18 protein-coding genes, 1 other RNA gene and 1 pseudogene are annotated in these 16,035 nt (G+C 40.2%); 11 read left to right on the top strand and 9 right to left on the bottom strand.

Annotation, left to right across the window (positions count from 1 at the left end; genetic code table 11):
- Positions 1 to 6 precede the first annotated feature (6 nt).
- The 8 genes and pseudogenes from NBA72_RS05385 (at position 7) to NBA72_RS05350 (ending at position 5,769) form a co-directional block, all read left to right on the top strand.
- Positions 7 to 1,170, top strand: a complete 1,164-nt coding sequence (locus NBA72_RS05385; RefSeq protein ID WP_072101394.1) for an HlyD family type I secretion periplasmic adaptor subunit — start codon at positions 7 to 9, stop codon at positions 1,168 to 1,170.
- A 71-nt stretch (positions 1,171 to 1,241) separates the two neighbouring features.
- Positions 1,242 to 1,604, top strand: a transfer-messenger RNA (tmRNA) gene (gene ssrA / locus NBA72_RS05380).
- Positions 1,605 to 1,770: 166 nt separating this feature from the next.
- Positions 1,771 to 2,370: pseudogene (locus NBA72_RS05375) on the top strand (integrase arm-type DNA-binding domain-containing protein); the annotation flags it as partial.
- A 45-nt stretch (positions 2,371 to 2,415) separates the two neighbouring features.
- On the top strand, positions 2,416 to 2,715 hold the full coding sequence (locus tag NBA72_RS05370) for a tyrosine-type recombinase/integrase (RefSeq protein WP_272695840.1): 300 nt from the start codon (positions 2,416 to 2,418) through the stop codon (positions 2,713 to 2,715).
- 15 nt (positions 2,716 to 2,730) lie between these two features.
- The gene (locus NBA72_RS05365) at positions 2,731 to 3,000 is read left to right on the top strand and encodes a hypothetical protein (protein WP_233210368.1); all 270 of its coding nucleotides are present in this window, start codon (positions 2,731 to 2,733) and stop codon (positions 2,998 to 3,000) included.
- Positions 3,001 to 3,283: 283 nt separating this feature from the next.
- Positions 3,284 to 4,339, top strand: a complete 1,056-nt coding sequence (locus NBA72_RS05360; protein ID WP_439004986.1) for a nucleoid-associated protein — start codon at positions 3,284 to 3,286, stop codon at positions 4,337 to 4,339.
- Between the two features lie 3 nt (positions 4,340 to 4,342).
- Entirely contained in the window at positions 4,343 to 5,329 is a 987-nt protein-coding gene (locus NBA72_RS05355) for a GTP pyrophosphokinase (protein ID WP_042948919.1), read from the top strand.
- Positions 5,326 to 5,769, top strand: coding sequence for an SLATT domain-containing protein (locus NBA72_RS05350; RefSeq protein WP_233616985.1), 444 nt, complete (start codon positions 5,326 to 5,328; stop codon positions 5,767 to 5,769). The genes NBA72_RS05355 and NBA72_RS05350 overlap by 4 nt, the downstream gene beginning before the upstream one ends.
- 88 nt (positions 5,770 to 5,857) lie before the next feature.
- On the opposite strand, the gene NBA72_RS05345 is transcribed toward NBA72_RS05350, so the two are convergent.
- From NBA72_RS05345 to NBA72_RS05305, 9 genes are all read right to left on the bottom strand, one after another.
- Positions 5,858 to 7,342: a relaxase/mobilization nuclease domain-containing protein gene (locus NBA72_RS05345; RefSeq protein ID WP_042948917.1), complete on the bottom strand. Its 1,485-nt coding sequence runs from the start codon at positions 7,340 to 7,342 to the stop codon at positions 5,858 to 5,860.
- Positions 7,339 to 7,713, bottom strand: coding sequence for a plasmid mobilization protein (locus NBA72_RS05340; RefSeq protein WP_042948916.1), 375 nt, complete (start codon positions 7,711 to 7,713; stop codon positions 7,339 to 7,341). Before NBA72_RS05340 ends, NBA72_RS05345 begins: the two co-directional genes overlap by 4 nt.
- Before the next feature lie 81 nt (positions 7,714 to 7,794).
- Positions 7,795 to 7,968, bottom strand: coding sequence for a hypothetical protein (locus NBA72_RS05335; RefSeq protein WP_242409715.1), 174 nt, complete (start codon positions 7,966 to 7,968; stop codon positions 7,795 to 7,797).
- Positions 7,968 to 8,138 carry a hypothetical protein gene (locus NBA72_RS05330; protein ID WP_170318142.1) on the bottom strand — a complete coding sequence of 57 codons (171 nt, stop codon included), beginning with the start codon at positions 8,136 to 8,138 and terminating at the stop codon, positions 7,968 to 7,970. The genes NBA72_RS05335 and NBA72_RS05330 overlap by 1 nt, the downstream gene beginning before the upstream one ends.
- Before the next feature lie 12 nt (positions 8,139 to 8,150).
- Positions 8,151 to 8,453, bottom strand: a complete 303-nt coding sequence (locus NBA72_RS05325; protein WP_042948914.1) for a hypothetical protein — start codon at positions 8,451 to 8,453, stop codon at positions 8,151 to 8,153.
- A gap of 484 nt (positions 8,454 to 8,937) precedes the next feature.
- Positions 8,938 to 9,213 carry a hypothetical protein gene (locus NBA72_RS05320; protein WP_071883304.1) on the bottom strand — a complete coding sequence of 92 codons (276 nt, stop codon included), beginning with the start codon at positions 9,211 to 9,213 and terminating at the stop codon, positions 8,938 to 8,940.
- An 11-nt stretch (positions 9,214 to 9,224) separates the two neighbouring features.
- Complete coding sequence (locus NBA72_RS05315; RefSeq protein WP_020231154.1) at positions 9,225 to 9,512, bottom strand: hypothetical protein; 288 nt, start codon at positions 9,510 to 9,512, stop codon at positions 9,225 to 9,227.
- Between the two features lie 1,279 nt (positions 9,513 to 10,791).
- Positions 10,792 to 11,067, bottom strand: coding sequence for a hypothetical protein (locus NBA72_RS05310; protein ID WP_042948912.1), 276 nt, complete (start codon positions 11,065 to 11,067; stop codon positions 10,792 to 10,794).
- 139 nt (positions 11,068 to 11,206) lie between these two features.
- Entirely contained in the window at positions 11,207 to 11,410 is a 204-nt protein-coding gene (locus NBA72_RS05305; RefSeq protein WP_042948911.1) for a helix-turn-helix transcriptional regulator, read from the bottom strand.
- A 621-nt stretch (positions 11,411 to 12,031) separates the two neighbouring features.
- Here NBA72_RS05305 and NBA72_RS05300 point away from each other — a divergent pair.
- The 3 genes from NBA72_RS05300 (at position 12,032) to iroB (ending at position 16,011) form a co-directional block, all read left to right on the top strand.
- A complete protein-coding gene (locus NBA72_RS05300; protein ID WP_042948910.1) occupies positions 12,032 to 12,625 on the top strand; it encodes a hypothetical protein in 594 nt (197 codons plus the stop codon).
- Positions 12,626 to 13,023: 398 nt separating this feature from the next.
- Positions 13,024 to 13,827 (top strand): DUF3800 domain-containing protein, encoded by an 804-nt coding sequence (locus tag NBA72_RS05295; RefSeq protein ID WP_000445376.1) that lies wholly within the window; start codon positions 13,024 to 13,026, stop codon positions 13,825 to 13,827.
- Positions 13,828 to 14,895: 1,068 nt separating this feature from the next.
- The gene (gene iroB / locus NBA72_RS05290; RefSeq protein ID WP_023216370.1) at positions 14,896 to 16,011 is read left to right on the top strand and encodes a salmochelin biosynthesis C-glycosyltransferase IroB; all 1,116 of its coding nucleotides are present in this window, start codon (positions 14,896 to 14,898) and stop codon (positions 16,009 to 16,011) included.
- Positions 16,012 to 16,035: the final 24 nt, after the last annotated feature.

Raw genomic sequence — 16,035 nt, 5'->3', positions numbered from 1 at the left:
GCCGCGATGGACGATCCCGATATTCAGCGTGAACGGGCGTTTTCCGGCGCGGGTCGTATTGTTCTGATCTGCTCACTGTTATTTCTCATTCTCGGCATCTGGGCGTGGTTTGGCCGGCTGGATGAGGTTTCCACCGGCAACGGGAAAGTGATCCCCAGTTCACGCGAACAGGTTCTGCAGTCGCTGGATGGCGGCATTCTGGCGCAGTTGACGGTGCGGGAAGGCGACAGAGTTCAGGCTAACCAGATTGTCGCCCGGCTTGATCCGACGCGTCTGGCGTCCAGTGTGGGTGAAAGTGCGGCAAAATATCGCGCTTCACTCGCCTCCAGCGCACGGTTAACTGCGGAAGTCAGCGACTTACCTCTCGCCTTCCCCGCTGAGCTGAACGGCTGGCCGGATCTGATTGCCGCAGAGACGCGTCTCTATAAAAGCCGCCGCGCGCAGCTGGCCGATACCGAAGCCGAGCTACGGGATGCGCTGGCGTCGGTTAATAAAGAGCTGACCATTACCCAGCGGCTGGAGAAAAGCGGCGCGGCCAGTCATGTTGAAGTGCTACGCCTGCAACGACAAAAAAGCGATTTAGGCTTAAAAATTACCGATCTGCGCTCACAATATTATGTGCAGGCACGCGAAGCGTTATCGAAAGCGAACGCTGAGGTCGATATGCTCTCCGCCATTTTAAAAGGACGCGAGGATTCCGTCACCCGCCTCACCGTGCGTTCGCCGGTACGCGGCATTGTTAAAAATATCCAGGTCACGACGATTGGCGGCGTGATCCCGCCTAACGGCGAGATGATGGAGATAGTGCCGGTAGACGATCGTCTGCTGATTGAAACCCGCCTTTCGCCGCGTGATATCGCCTTTATTCATCCCGGCCAACGCGCATTGGTTAAAATTACTGCTTACGATTACGCCATTTACGGCGGGCTTGACGGCGTGGTGGAGACCATTTCACCGGACACCATTCAGGATAAAGTGAAACCGGAAATTTTCTACTATCGCGTGTTTATCCGCACCCACCAGGACTATCTACAAAATAAATCAGGACGCCGTTTTTCGATTGTTCCAGGCATGATCGCCACGGTGGATATCAAAACCGGTGAAAAAACCATTGTCGACTATTTAATCAAACCGTTTAATCGCGCGAAAGAAGCGCTGCGCGAGCGGTAAATCGTTGAAGATAAGAAGATACGGGGGCTGGTCACGCGTGTCACAAGTCTGTTATACTTACCTTACACATTGGGGCTGATTCTGGATTCGACGGGATTTGCGAAACCCAAGGTGCATGCCGAGGGGCGGTTGGCCTCGTAAAAAGCCGCAAAAAAATAGTCGCAAACGACGAAAACTACGCTTTAGCAGCTTAATAACCTGCTTAGAGCCCTCTCTCCCTAGCCTCCGCTCTTAGGACGGGGATCAAGAGAGGTCAAACCCAAAAGAGATCGCGTGGATGCCCTGCCTGGGGTTGAAGCGTTAAAACGAATCAGGCTAGTCTGGTAGTGGCGTGTCCGTCCGCAGGTGCCAGGCGAATGTAAAGACTGACTAAGCATGTAGTACCGAGGATGTAGGAATTTCGGACGCGGGTTCAACTCCCGCCAGCTCCACCACTTTTTAGTTGTTTGAAGTATACTGAAGTCTACTAAGCCCGCATGGAACCAGCCTTGCGGGCTTTTTTACGTCTACAGAAGTCTACTGAAATTTGCTAGAAGCTACTCCTTATGGCACCCTTTTTGGGACCCAACGCAAAGGGTCCCAAAATCGAGGGTCCTAAAAATGGCAAAAATCGCTAAGAAACTCACTGACACTGAAATCAAAAATACCAAGCCAGCAGAAAAGGAAATCAACCTTTTTGACGGTGATGGCCTGATACTACGAATCGCTCCCCTATCAAAGGGTGGTAAGAAAAATTGGTATTTCAGGTATGCAGTGCCAGTAAGTAAGAAGCGAACAAAGATGAGCTTAGGAACCTATCCTCATCTCACACTTGCCAAAGCTCGAGCTTTACGTGATGAATACTTGTCGTTGCTTGCAAATGGTATCGATCCGCAGATTCACAACAACGATAAAGCCAATGCCCTTAAGGATGCCACTGAGCACACGCTACAAGCGGTTGCTAGAAAATGGTTAGATGAAAAGGTTAAGACCTCTGGTATCTCTCCAGACCACGCAGAAGACATCTGGCGAAGCCTTGAACGAAATATTTTCCCCGGTTTAGGCAACGTTCCTATCAAAGAGATCCGTCCCAAGCTCTTAAAACAACACCTTGACCCCATAGAACAACGAGGCGTATTGGAAACCCTACGCCGTATCATTTCACGTCTAAATGAAATTTTCCGTTGGGCTGCGACAGAAGAACTTATTGAGTTTAATCCTGCTGATAACCTCGGTCAGCGATTCAGTAAGCCCAAGAAGCAAAACATGCCTGCTTTACCACCGAATGAACTCCCCCGGTTCATGCTCGCCATATCTAACGCTTCCATACGGCTCGAAACACGTCTTCTAATTGAGTGGCAGCTCCTTACGTGGGTTCGTCCGGGAGAAGCTGTCCGTGCTCGTTGGAGTGATATAGACGAAGAAAATCGGTTCTGGAATATCCCCGGTGAGTTTATGAAGATGAAGCGCCCTCACAAGATTCCGCTGAGCAAAGAAGCTATGCGCATCCTTGAGTCAATTAAACCGATCAGTGGTCATAGAGAGTGGGTTTTCCCAAGTATTTAGGCCCCCCTTAACCACATGCATGAACAAACAGCCAATGCTGCAATTATCCGTATGGGATTCGGTGGTGAACTGGTTGCTCACGGAATGCGCTCTATAGCAAGAACGGCCGCTGAAGAAAGTGGTAAATTCAGGACCGAGGTGCTTGAATCAGCCTTAGCTCATACTAAGAACAATGAAATCATAGCCGCTTACAATCGTGCTGAGTATCTTGCTGAAAGAACAGAGCTGATGCAGTGGTGGGGAGATTACGTTCAGGCGCAGAAATATAAGGCAATTGCTGCGTGAAAGAGGGACATCTTCTAGCAGTTCAAAACAGATCTGTCGCACTGAGCATAACATCCGAAAAAAGCTAAGAAGCTTGGTTGTTATTGCCTCCGCACCCATAACACTGTATAAATAAACAGTTACTTTTGTATACTGTATCACAATGATTTGTTCTATGGGCCAGCACCTTTCGAAAAACGGTTATGATTTCGGGAGCATTCCTATGTTATTGATTGAATATGGTATTATGTAAGCGCGAGTGTTTCTCCCTACAGCTAACCATGTGATTGATAAGGATAAAACAGTGATAAAAAGTCCACTGAATTTAATAAACCTAAACATAACCGATTTGATCATCCATAGGATCTATCTACCCGGTCAGCAGTCCCATTTTGCTGTTGAACATTCAAATAACATTATCCCTTTGTCAGGAAAGGCAAAACTGACACTTGAGCAACGACTGACCAAAGTTTTGTCTAGGGGTTCAAAATGTATTGAGACGGACATCGTTGAAGATGAGCCACTTGATAAAATTCATGCCTTGCACAATGCTGGCGAGGAAGTTTTTGTATCGAAAAGCAAAGATATAGCCGACAAGTTAGGTAAGGCACAAACCAGCAAAAAGCATCCTGAAGGTGTTCTCGTCGTAGTCAGGTGCTCATACGGGATTACAAAAAAAACAAGAGCTGTCGCAATAATCAAAGCTGAACTGCATGAAGGGTTCACTTCTACGTTAAAAGATAATGTTGCCACAATCGACTATTTAAATAACTTAATCTTAACACCTGAACAAAAACTTTATAAAGTCGCTTTCTTTTCTGAAATAACTCGATTACCTACGATAAATAAAAATTCGTATGAAGTTTACTTATTCGATAATAATCTTACATCAAAAGACGATTCAGGTGCTGCGGCTTATTTTTACAAAGGGTTTTTAGGCCTTTCTATTTCAGCAGATTCTAGCCGATTAACCAGAAGTTTTTATGAAATTACAGAAAATTATATTAATGAAAATAGTGAATCAATTGAAGAAAGAATCGATCTTTCAAGCGCACTAAGAATATACCTTAAAACAGAACAATCAGAGATTATTGGAACAAATGATTTTTCAGAGAAATACATGGCTGTTGATAAACGCGATGATTATATTTCTTTTTGTGAAGAAAAAGACCCGGTAATCTCATCATTTAAAAAAGATGATTCTTTGATTAAAAATAAAATAAAAAGTTCAACATTTAAATTTAGCAATGAAGTCAAAATAATTTACCCTTCAATAAATGGTGATAGTCCTTGTAAAATAATCGAGCGTAATGATGAGTTCACCATAGTGAAAATTAATGGTTATTTAATAGGAAACTAAGGTATGAATGAGGTAGACGAGTTTATCGAAATTTTTGACCGAGAGAAGATTATTTATTCCTCTTGGGGTGAACTCGTCCTTCAGCACATCTGCGATTGTTTAGCAGAAAAAGATATGGAGTCTATTTTAAAAATCACTCCATCATATAGATTAAAAGATATATCATCACTTATAGAGAAAGCGTTTTACAGATCAAAAAATTATGATAACCCTTACAAAGATATAACAGATAAAGTTGGTGTAAGATTTGTTGTTCTTCTGACAGATGACATCCCAATAATAAAAGATATAATCGAAGATTGCCCAATATGGGAATACTCTGATGACCGAGATTTTATAAAAGAAAAAGAAGATAAACCATATCTGTTCGATTATCAATCTGTTCATTATGTGGTTAAAAATTTAGAACCTATATCAATAGATGAAAACACGTTAATACCAGTCGGCACTCCATGCGAAATCCAAGTGAGAACGCTTCTTCAGCACGCATATGCTGAAGTATCACATGATTCAGTATATAAATGTAAAGCCAAGCCATCATCTGATATTAAACGGAGAATGGCAAGAACTATAGCGCTAATGGAGTCCACTGATGAGTTATTTCTCTTAGCAAAAAATGAACTCAATAAAAGCAATGCTAAAATAGAAAAATGGGCTAGCCACTCTATCTCTATGAATTGCCAGATCAATGAAAATTACAATAAAAAGGCAAAAGATAAAATTCTTTATCATATTTTAAATGTTTATTTCGATACTTTAACTGACCCACTATTCAAAACATATCAAGCATATTTTGATATCAATCAAGATTATAAAGAATATTTTTCTGAAAAAATCAATTCTGACTGTATAACAGGAAGCTATATAAAACAAAGTGCTGCCATTATTTTTTGCTTATTTATGGTTGATAAAAAACCACAGATATTTAGAAATAAATGGCCATTTTCTGAAAATGATTTGAATGAAATCATGTTAATTATGGGTAAATGATGAATAAAAATTTAACTGCTTTGTTGAATGAAGTTGATGAAAAAATATTGAAAATGAAAGAAAAAGTAAAAACTACCAAAAGAAAAGCGAATGCTCTTAAACTACTGAGCTTGTCTTTCGCAGCTCTTACAACTGTCTTGGTTGGTATAAGCAACGGTCATATAAATCTTTCTACTCTCTCACTAATAACAAGCGCACTTTTGACTTTAACCGTTGGCCTTGAATCCCATTTTTCCTATCAAGAACAATGGGCACGACAAAAATGGACTTTGCTAAAATTATATCAAATACAAAATAAATTACGCCTAATGGGAAAGGATGATAATCTAACCCAAAACACTATTGATCTTTACATTGATGAATACTTGTCTATTTGGGATATGGATTTAGCTCGTTGGGAAAAGATTAAAAGCCAAGAAAAAAGCAGCTTATCTTCATAGAAGATATACGCATATTAAAATATATCACGACACTGTATTGGTATATAAAATAACTGGTTGTAAAAGGAGGCCCCCCCCCCCTCCTCTATTACCGCTTGAAACGTATTTTTGATGGAAGGTTTTCTTCTATTCTTTCTAGCGGAGCTTGTTTTTCAGCAAGATCATTTTTAATCTTTTTATTTAATTTAGATTTAAATCTATTTTCATAGCCAACTATGTATGCTGGTTTTTTCTTTATTTCTCCTTTAAGAACTTTTTCATTATTCTTTGGCTGAACAATAGCTTTTTTTATACCTACCATTTCTCTTATCTCTTCGATCTTAGTTGCTCTACTATTGAAACGGCTACCGCTCTTGAGTCTAAATTTATTTGTGGCTGCGTTGGCTGTTTCCGCATGATCAAGTATCCTACCAATAGAACCGCTATCAGATTTACCACGCCGAATATTGAAGCCATTTTGATTATAAGTTTTGATTGGTTCTTTATTGTATTGTTTTTTAACTCTGTTGAGTATTTGTGCAGCTTTATGTGTTGCTCTTCCAATATTTTTGTTTGTTGGTCTATTATATTTTTGGCTGAGTTTAAAGCTGTTGTTGTTGCTTCTAATGAGTTGTTCACTCTGAAAAGTGTCTGTTGTGTCTGATTTAATGCTGTGCTGACTGATTCGGATAATATCATCATCGATTCCGTCAACGGCTCTACTGTCATTGAAATCTGATTCAATAAGTGATCGTCTAATACTATTTTCGTCATCTGTTTTTCTTGCTGAGAATCTTCTAACGAGTTCATCATCTCTATTTTTGTCATATTTCACCTTATTTTTTATAGTGTTCCAACTAAATTTTTTGCCTAACTGAGAGCCTTTAAAATAAATATTTTTTTCATTATTTTTGATACCAAATGACACCCCAGAGACGGTGCCAGTAGAAGCAATGTTGAAGGCTGGCTCGATGCCTACAGCCTGCAGACGTTCTACGAACGTGGACAAATCAGGCTTACCGACTAAAGCCGCTTGTAGTGCGTTCTGTAGCACGATTCGAGCTGGTTTTTCACCTATACGGAGAGCTTGCTCGATCTCGTTCTTGGTTGGTGCTGATACGTCTGATTTTTGACCTTTAAGCCCCTGTGTAATGGTTAAGCCGTGCTTTACTTCTAAACGTTCACAAGCTGCTATTGTATTAAATGCTGAGTGCTGACCGTGCCATACAGAACCATCAAGGCCGACACGATTCGCTACTATATGGATATGGTCTTTATCAGTATCTTTATGACGCACACAAATATATTGATGTTTTTCTATATCGATATTCATTTCTTTCAAATAGTCTTTTGCTATTTCTTCCCATTCCTGATCTGTTAAATGTTCATTCTTGGGAAGAGATATAAATGCATGAAACACTGGTTTTTTTATATCGTGTCTAAAGCTGCTTACAGCTTTGAACTCATCAGTTAAATCACTAACATTATTTTTATCTGCTGACATATTGCTACAAATAAAACTGTGATCGTCTTTTAATATATACTCAACTCTATTTTTAAATGATCTCCCTGTTTTAGCCACATTCCCTTTCATATATACCCCAGATCTTTATTAATTTCTGTCAATCTTCTGCCAACCTGCTTTATATTAAACATTATCTTATCAACATCATTTTTATTAAAATGTTCATTACCATTTAACTTTTTAACGGCCTGATTTATGTTATTACCAAGAGCTGACATCTGTAAGTATGTTTTTTGATTAACTTCTGGCATCTTTCTCTTAATGATGGGTTCAGCGTTTAAAATCTCTTTTCGGATGTAATGGCCCCTTTCAAGGCCGGATGCTTCAACAAGCTCTTTTAAATAGCCAAACTCTGCTTTGTTTACTCTAAACTGTATAGATATATCTCTGCGTTCTTCGTGATTTAATTCTATACGTCCTCTCTTTCTATCTGTCTTCATATTTCTTTCTCACTTCATTAAAAGCTGTATACTGAACATAATCACTTATAGCTTTTATATAATCATCATCATTAGTATCTATCAATGCTTGTATAAGCCGTCAGCTTTATTTTCGTTAATGTATCTATTGGCAACAAAATAACATAAGCTTTGTTCCTCATAGCTAGAGTAATCAAAAGGTATATCTTTAGCTTGTTCAATATAATAGAAAAAACGCGCTAATATATTAAGTTTTATTTCATATTCCATAATCATTATTGATGCCTCTTTTTGTATTTTATAAGCTCTTTTTTATCTATTATTTTTCTTACATCTGATATTGCTTGCTTTGCTTCGCATGATGTGTTTGTTTTACCCATACAACTCCGGATCATAAACGCACCTAAAAGAATACAAAGAAGCATCATTGCTATTGCTATAATCATATATTAATCTCCTCAACTAAAATGAATATAAAACTTATCTTCTTCTTTTGATTTTAAAACAACATTGTTATAAAAATCTTTAATGTCATTGATACGTTCAGGATCTGGATAGTTTTTTATTTCTTCGCTATTTATTATTTTATTTAATGCGCTTTCTGCTCCTTTTTTACTTATTGTTTTACCTTCATTGCTACCTGAAAAATGATTATTATACTCTTCACAATGAAAACTTTTATAAAAAACAGCGTCAGCATAACCAAAAAAGAAAGCTACTTTTTTATCTTTTTTTCTTTCAATACTAAAATCGTGCGACATATGTATAACTCCTAATATTATTTATAATATCCAAAGTAAATCTTTGGGGTTTGATTTACCGCCTCCCATTTGATAAGGGGAACAGGCGGAAGGGTAGATCTTTTTCAACCCTACGAGCAAAGCGAGATAGGGCAATCCGAAGGATTGGGTAAATAGCGGATACGCTATTACACCTTGCCTCAGTTTCCGAAAGCTAAAAAATAAAAGCTGAACTCAACTTATATTTAAATAAATAACCATTCTAAAAAACTAGTCAATAGCGGCTACATAAATAAATACACTGCACGATAAATAAAATGCAAATAAAAATAGGGTAAATAATATATTGTCTTTATGACAACTTTGGGGGGGGGGAATCGTCAAGGGCTAAATCGTGGGGTCCCACTTGTGGGTTCCGATTTAGTGCTTGATGATATAGAGGAGGAAATAAAATTTATATGGGTGATGGTTCGACACTTCGAGCCATCACCTTGGAAGACGTATTTTACATTCTCCTTCTGAAAGAAATCCTGTCAGAAAAAGCCAACTTGCTAATAATAAACCCAACAATCGCAATGACAAATAAACTAATATTACCAGCCATTATTCCTGAACTCATACCGATCAAAACTGATAATATTAAGGTGCTGAATACTATTAAAAATACACACCAACCCGGCGGAGCACCGTATAATACCGTTGCTTGACATCCAGTGCATACGTGAACACCTTTCTGACTTTCTTTTAGACAGTATGGGCATTGAATGGTATTATTTTCCATTTCCTACTCCTCTAATCTTTCTTAAAAACCGCACCTTGGTAAACAACTCCATCTTTGACTTTTTCGATTTTAAAAGTCCAAGATCCGAGATTTTTGTTTTGCGTTTTGGCGATATAGATGGGTTTCTTGCTTTCATCCCAGCTTTTAACGGTAAAAACACCATCGCGAAACTTGATCACATCTTTCTGAATATCAAGCCTGACGCCGAACTGTTGATTAACATAGTTGCCATAGATGCCATCATCGCCACACCCTGCTAGCAGGACGGCAAGACCTGCCACTAACATAAATTTCCGCATACCTTTTCCTTCACCAATAGCACAGATCTACGATTGACCTGTAAACGCCTTAGGATTCAATTATTTTCATGTCTAGTCATATCGTTTGTACCGATCGAAAAAATAAGCAATGATAGATAAAAACTATCAAAAACAAATAACCGATCGTTTAAATCAATTAATAACGATCGATTTAGTGCCTTTTGATTGTTAAAACCTATCAATATTAACACATTGATCTTTTATACCGATCTATTTCTGTTAAGGATTTGGATCTTGAACGGACAACAGCGGGAAAAGTTCTATGGTGGGATATCTGGAACGAGACTTTTTTTATATTATTTAGATATATTTTCCTTTTTACTTTATTAGCCCTCGTTTTATAGTTTTTTTGATCTAGCTCTGCTTTATATTTTATTAGTGCCGTATAAAACAAGGCACCTTTACTATAAATAAACTTAGCTTTACTGAGAGCTATATACTGCCTTGTGTTCGCCCCCGAAAATGGGACTTCACCCAAGGCTTCGCCTCCTGAAATTTTCAACTTATTTTGTTGAAAATCTATCAAGATTGGCGAAAACCAAGATGAAAAATATGACTTCACCCAAGTTGATCTGGCTTAAAGCTCTACATCGTTTCCAATGTAGGACACCCTACGACACCCCCAGATTCGTTCATGCAGATTAATGTATTGTTATCCCCTATTTATGCTGTCAACAAAGGTAGGGCTTTCTCATAGCTATTCCATATACAACTTCACTTATCTGTTTAGAACTTCGCTTCGGGTTGGTATTACGTCGCTTCCCCTTCTATACCTACAACCAACAAAACATACGGACATCTCTTATTAGCGACTCGCGCTCAATTGCTCCACATATGCAGACCTGATACAAAGGTTTAAAATTTGATTGCTTTCGAGGACATTAAAGATTCTGGAACTGCTATTTAAAAGACTTGTAAAAAGCTCAGATTTAGATTTGACAAATATGAAAAGATTATTTAATACTTTATTATATTTGTAATCACGTTAATCCTCTAACTGATTACAAGACTTAAAAAAGTTTTCGCTGACTTTTTTAGTCCTTAAAAAGTCAGATTTATCATCTGGCTTTTTTTGTATCTTTATTTTTTATAGATCTTCTATCTCAATAGTCAATAGAAATATGAAAATATTTAACACAATCATTCTTGGTTCATAAATATTTGAAGGTCAGATATACATCTGACCTTTAGTTTGATATGACCTTATTATCCATAAGTGGCCCTAAACGCTCCACAAAAAAAATCCAGCTACTTTATTTTACATATAGGAAATCATAATAACCTGCGTATGCATGCACATTATATCTATTCTAACCTTTTCAAAATCAATGTACTTATGTTGGCTTTTATCAATACTCTTCTTTGTTTTTTTAATAATATCATCATAAACTGTTTCCATATAATATTTATCAGTAAATAAATCAAAAACTTCGCTGGAAGGCTTTGTTAGAGTTCTCTTCGTAAAACGAGAATATTCCAGTAATGCAGCTAAATCCGCAGAAGTTTGACTTGCATGTTTATTTTCTTTTTTCATCTTTTTTTTTCCTTATTGATTTTTTAAGTAAATATCCCCCTACACTTTCATGTATTATTATTAAAGGGACCGTTATTTTTAAACACAGGTCTATATATTTATTATTTATAACCTCCTCACTTCATTTATAAAAATATTATCATGCTGCTTTATTACGAGATGTGTATATCATTTGGTCGATCCACTCATCAACTTCACTTTCTACGAACCTTATTGCTCGATCACCTAGTTTTATAGGTGCAGGGAATTGACCACGACTGATCAATCGATAAATCCAAGCTTTACAAAATCCGGTTCTTTCCAGCACTTCAGGCAGACGGATAAATCTTTTTCTTTCTGTCATACATTTCTCCATTGTCGTTTTGATGGATGCAGTATCTTCAGATCGCTTATGGCAATCAACTATCAAAAAGCACGAATTGATCAAGAGATGGTGTTTTTTTAGTCAGATTTATGAAAGGTGTTTTGAAAGCAAGCCAGCATAGGCTTAGGAGGACTTTTGCAAAAAGTGCTCTTTTTCTGGTCTAGGTAAGATTTTTTAATAAATAGCTATATATCAGTGAGTTAAGTTATTTAGGATTTAATTCCGCATTATCCCCCTTTATAATTCTTGTTCAGCACTTTGAGAAGACTTAGTTAGAGATAAGATCTTGCATACGGGAAATAGCCTCTGGATCTGAAAGGCTATGTTTCGTGAGTTCAACTCCTCAACGTCAGTAGTATCTAAGATTTTAGCTCTGGAATAAGTAAAATCTGTGATAACGCCTTTTTTAGGACCCTTTATTGAACCCTTAATAAATAATCATACAAAAATAACAATAAAAATCATAACGTTGTAAAATAAAGCACAGAGACGCCAGCCCACCAAATAAAACAAGGGGTTACGTGAAAACGTAGCCCCTTTTTAATGTCCAGTGTCCACTTAGCGTCCACCTAAGATCAGGTGACCAGATAGGGATAAAAAATGCCAACACCTGAAAGTTTGTGGAAAATTCTGGCTTTACCCATTTCGACAAAGACGGCTGTTAGGTATGGATTCCTCTCTGTAGCAATTGTCCTTTCTATCCGCTTTATACTCCCAATACTTAAGGACATTGCGCCTCTAACTGAACAAGACTTGCCGGGGTATTCCTATGCAGCGCATTTTGCTCTAACGATTTTGTTTTCACTTATTGCGGAAACTCTAACCTTTGAACTAGTAGCTTGGATGTATCTCAAGCTCGAAAAATTCATAGAAAGGAGGAAATTAAGAAAAGAACTCGCCCGCAAACAAGAGATTGAGAGCAAGGAAATCAAGAGAATCCAAGAAAAGTTTATTGAAAATTTCATACTGGCATGGCCCCTCATAGCCCCCCGCTATAAATATTTTGTCTATGAGCTACGAAGGGGCCACAAGGGCTACTCAGATACGAATTCGGCCATCAATTACCTTAGACAACAAGGTTGGATTCACCCAATAACTGAACTACCTTATAGCCATTGCCTTTATCGGTTAGACGAACTCATTTTTGAAGCCCTAAATAGGATAGAGTCAGCCGCAACAGCAACAGACTCCTAGCTTTGCATAGCTGCCCGCTATGCAAACTAGTGAGCCAAATAAATTTAGACTTCAGGCAAAGCCTGCTGGCTGAATCGCCACGGATAATCTAGACATTTCCGAGCCGTTGATAAGATTGTTTTTCATATTCCTTCCACGTCAGCCCTCTTAATGTGGTGGATTTCATGCACCTGTAGCAATCGTAGCGATCCGGATCAATACTTGCTAGGACGATGAAACACTCCACGGGAGCTCATGCAAACCCGTGCGCGGATTTGCGTTTCTGGCTAGCCAAAACCCCACCAGCACTTTCAACACGGCTCCATCCTCAATGGAAATCAAATCTTATCCTTATCAACCCGTTAAGAATGTGGTTAAATCATAACCTTACGTCTAATATCCATTCATGAAGGGTAAACATGGAATCGAACGATCCTGGAAAGCTGATTTGGCATGTCGCCTGCGATGAATCAGGGATAGATGGTCAGCGATTTTATGGATTTGGTAGCTTATGGATGAAATACCAGAGGCGTGGCGATTTTGCGCGTATTGTCCGCGAACTTCGTGAGAAACATAACTGTAGCGATGAAATTAAATGGCAGAAAGCTCATTCCAAGCGTAACGCTGCATTCTATCAGGATTTAATCGAGACCTTCTTCAAACACCCTTGGCTAGCTTTTCATTGCATAGTCGTGGAAAAGTCGAAGGTAGAAAAATCTTTCCACGGTGGCGACTATGATCTTGCAATGCGTAAGCATTTTGGCAAGCTAATAGAGACTAAAATTGGCAATGTCATCAAAGCCCACCCCGACAGAGAGTGTGAGTTTCGTGTTGAAGTAGATCCATTACCATCCCGCTACAAAAAAGCTGATGAGGAATTCCATGTAATCACCAACCACACTTTGGCACGTAGGTTTGGGCGCAAAGATATTATCAAAAGCGTAGTAAGTAAAGACTCAAAGGCGTCAGAACATATTCAGATAGCAGATTTTTTGCTAGGTGCGGTCATGTGCGCTTATCAAGGTAAAGCAACTTCTGAGGCAAAGCTAGCCGTCGCAAACAATGTTGCATCCTACTTGGGATGGGACTCACTGATGCATGATACTTGGCCAACAGAACGTAAATTCAATATTTGGTTTTTCTTCGACAGGTCAAAAGGACCAAGGGATATTGTCACCCAAGAAGTTAAGCTCACTTACGCCCTTCCCAACACACGAAAATAGTAGATCCGACCTCTCAGCCGGCACGGTTGGAGTCCCAGTCATTCGACGAAGTTACCAACTAGGCGGTATCAACTTTCGGGGGGCCGCCTCTAGATCCCCAAAATCTTAAACTCGTTATAAGTAGCATACCCCGTAACCAATATGACTTCAACAAATCCTTAAGAAAATCATAATTTAACAAGATACAACTTATCTATCTTATCTATCTCAACCTAAAAACTATTGACCTATAAATGTGTCCTAATTTTAGCTATCTAAGTAGAGTTGTGAAACGTCCTCTCTTGGCCTTGCCACAAGACGGACTAAAAGGAAGCGACAACACTTTAACTGCCATTCAGGACAGTTAGTCAACACGCAAAACCCCGCCTCTCAATAATCAACTTAAAAATCAAAAAATATACAAAACCCCTTCCATATCAACACCATCGCCACTCTTTTGCGCCTTCGCGCAAAAAATAAAAATCCCCAACAAACTCAACCACCTCCCCCACCAATTACAAGGACGCCAGCAAATAAAACAAGGGGCAACGTGAAAACGTAGCCCCTTTTTGTTGTCTATGTCCACTTTACGTCCACCAAATTAAAGGATTTAACGCCAGGATTAATGTAGTCATTAAAAGTATGGCACTGACTACTTTAGGAAGAGGCGTCCGTCACATCACTGCACGGAAAGTCCACACAGACACGATCTGCCGCCGGACACCGTTAAATTGCCCCGCAACGTGTTATCAATACTACTCCCTACGTTTCCCGTTACCTTGCTGTCGGTACGTTTACCTCATTGTCTGAAAGGTTATTTGCGAAGTTATCATTAATAATCCACGGGCGTCTGGTATGCGAATCCAGTTCCCCAATCCTGACGCTTTGCCTTCGCGACCATACGCGCGTAAATAAGCCTGAAACCAAACTTCACCGCTTAACGTTCTCCTCTTTCCCGATTTTTACGCAAAAAATCATCACATGATCAAGTGTCATATTAGTTATTGCATTTTCTAAATGATATTGGTAATTATTATCATTCTCATTAACGACTTGTTCGATTTATGACGTGGAGAGAGAGGATTTCTCATGCGTATTCTGTTTGTCGGTCCACCACTGTATGGACTGCTATACCCTGTGCTGTCCCTGGCGCAAGCGTTTCGTGTTAATGGCCATGAAGTGCTGATTGCAAGCGGTGGAAAATTTGCACAGAAAGCAGCAGAAGCTGGGTTGGTGGTATTTGACGCTGCGCCTGGTTTCGATTCGGAAGCGGGTTATCGCCGTCAGGAGGCATTACGAAAAGAAAATAACATTGGAACAAAAATGGGGAACTTCTCATTCTTCAGCGAAGAGATGACTGACCCGCTGGTCGCGTTCGCCGGGCAGTGGCGACCAGATCTCATCGTCTACCCTCCCCTTGGGGTCGTTGGACCACTGATTGCCGCTAAGTATGACATTCCGGTAGTGATGCAAACCGTCGGCTTCGGTCATACGCCCTGGCACATCAAAGGCGTGACGAAATCACTTTCTGACGCCTACCGCCGCCATGGGGTCAGCGCGCCACCAAGAGATCTGGCGTGGATAGACGTCACACCGCCCAGCATGAGCATACTGCAAAATGACGGAGAGCCGGTTATCTCCATGCAATACGTCCCGTATAACGGCGGCGCCGTCTGGGAAGAATGGTGGGAACGTACACCTGATCGCAAGCGTCTTCTGGTCAGCCTCGGCACCGTCAAACCGATGGTGGATGGCCTGGATCTGATTTCCTGGGTAATGGATTCTGCCGGCGAAGTAGATGCCGAAATCATCCTGCATCTTCCGGCAAACGCCCGCTCGGATTTACGTTCACTGCCGCCGAATGTCCGTCTGGTCGACTGGCTTCCGATGGGCGTTTTCCTTAACGGCGCCGACGGTTTTATCCACCATGGCGGCGCAGGCAACACCCTGACGGCGCTGCATGCCGGCATTCCGCAGATAGTCTTTGGCCAGGGTGCCGACAGACCCGTCAATGCCCGCGCCGTGGTCGAGCGCGGATGCGGCATTATTCCCGGTAAGAGCGGGCTTACGAGCAGCATGATCAATACCTTCCTCGGTAATCGCGCGCTTCGCGAGGCGTCGCAGGAGGTCGCGGCGGAAATGGCGGCCCAGCCTTGCCCGACCGAGGTGGCAAAAAAACTGATCGCCATGCTGCAACACGGCTAACCGCGGCAGCGCAATGACAATATG

This window comes from Salmonella sp. NW1250 (assembly GCF_051812965.1).
Taxonomy (GTDB): domain Bacteria; phylum Pseudomonadota; class Gammaproteobacteria; order Enterobacterales; family Enterobacteriaceae; genus Salmonella; species Salmonella enterica.
Note: the sequence above shows the minus strand (reverse complement) of the source record. Positions and strands in the feature narration are given on the sequence as shown.

What these genes read in the sequence shown, in the direction of transcription:
- NBA72_RS05345 (WP_042948917.1), bottom strand. Translation starts at nt 7,342, where the DNA reads ATGAAAGGGAATGTGGCTAAAACAGGGAGATCATTTAAAAATAGAGTT.
- NBA72_RS05320 (WP_071883304.1), bottom strand. Translation starts at nt 9,213, where the DNA reads ATGGAAAATAATACCATTCAATGCCCATACTGTCTAAAAGAAAGTCAG.
- NBA72_RS05355 (WP_042948919.1), top strand. Translation starts at nt 4,343, where the DNA reads ATGAATGAGGTAGACGAGTTTATCGAAATTTTTGACCGAGAGAAGATT.
- NBA72_RS05365 (WP_233210368.1), top strand. Translation starts at nt 2,731, where the DNA reads ATGCATGAACAAACAGCCAATGCTGCAATTATCCGTATGGGATTCGGT.
- NBA72_RS05370 (WP_272695840.1), top strand. Translation starts at nt 2,416, where the DNA reads ATGCCTGCTTTACCACCGAATGAACTCCCCCGGTTCATGCTCGCCATA.
- NBA72_RS05295 (WP_000445376.1), top strand. Translation starts at nt 13,024, where the DNA reads ATGGAATCGAACGATCCTGGAAAGCTGATTTGGCATGTCGCCTGCGAT.
- NBA72_RS05305 (WP_042948911.1), bottom strand. Translation starts at nt 11,410, where the DNA reads ATGACAGAAAGAAAAAGATTTATCCGTCTGCCTGAAGTGCTGGAAAGA.
- NBA72_RS05310 (WP_042948912.1), bottom strand. Translation starts at nt 11,067, where the DNA reads ATGAAAAAAGAAAATAAACATGCAAGTCAAACTTCTGCGGATTTAGCT.
- NBA72_RS05325 (WP_042948914.1), bottom strand. Translation starts at nt 8,453, where the DNA reads ATGTCGCACGATTTTAGTATTGAAAGAAAAAAAGATAAAAAAGTAGCT.
- NBA72_RS05350 (WP_233616985.1), top strand. Translation starts at nt 5,326, where the DNA reads ATGATGAATAAAAATTTAACTGCTTTGTTGAATGAAGTTGATGAAAAA.
- NBA72_RS05330 (WP_170318142.1), bottom strand. Translation starts at nt 8,138, where the DNA reads ATGATTATAGCAATAGCAATGATGCTTCTTTGTATTCTTTTAGGTGCG.
- NBA72_RS05335 (WP_242409715.1), bottom strand. Translation starts at nt 7,968, where the DNA reads ATGATTATGGAATATGAAATAAAACTTAATATATTAGCGCGTTTTTTC.
- NBA72_RS05385 (WP_072101394.1), top strand. Translation starts at nt 7, where the DNA reads ATGGACGATCCCGATATTCAGCGTGAACGGGCGTTTTCCGGCGCGGGT.
- NBA72_RS05315 (WP_020231154.1), bottom strand. Translation starts at nt 9,512, where the DNA reads ATGCGGAAATTTATGTTAGTGGCAGGTCTTGCCGTCCTGCTAGCAGGG.
- NBA72_RS05340 (WP_042948916.1), bottom strand. Translation starts at nt 7,713, where the DNA reads ATGAAGACAGATAGAAAGAGAGGACGTATAGAATTAAATCACGAAGAA.
- NBA72_RS05300 (WP_042948910.1), top strand. Translation starts at nt 12,032, where the DNA reads ATGCCAACACCTGAAAGTTTGTGGAAAATTCTGGCTTTACCCATTTCG.
- iroB (WP_023216370.1), top strand. Translation starts at nt 14,896, where the DNA reads ATGCGTATTCTGTTTGTCGGTCCACCACTGTATGGACTGCTATACCCT.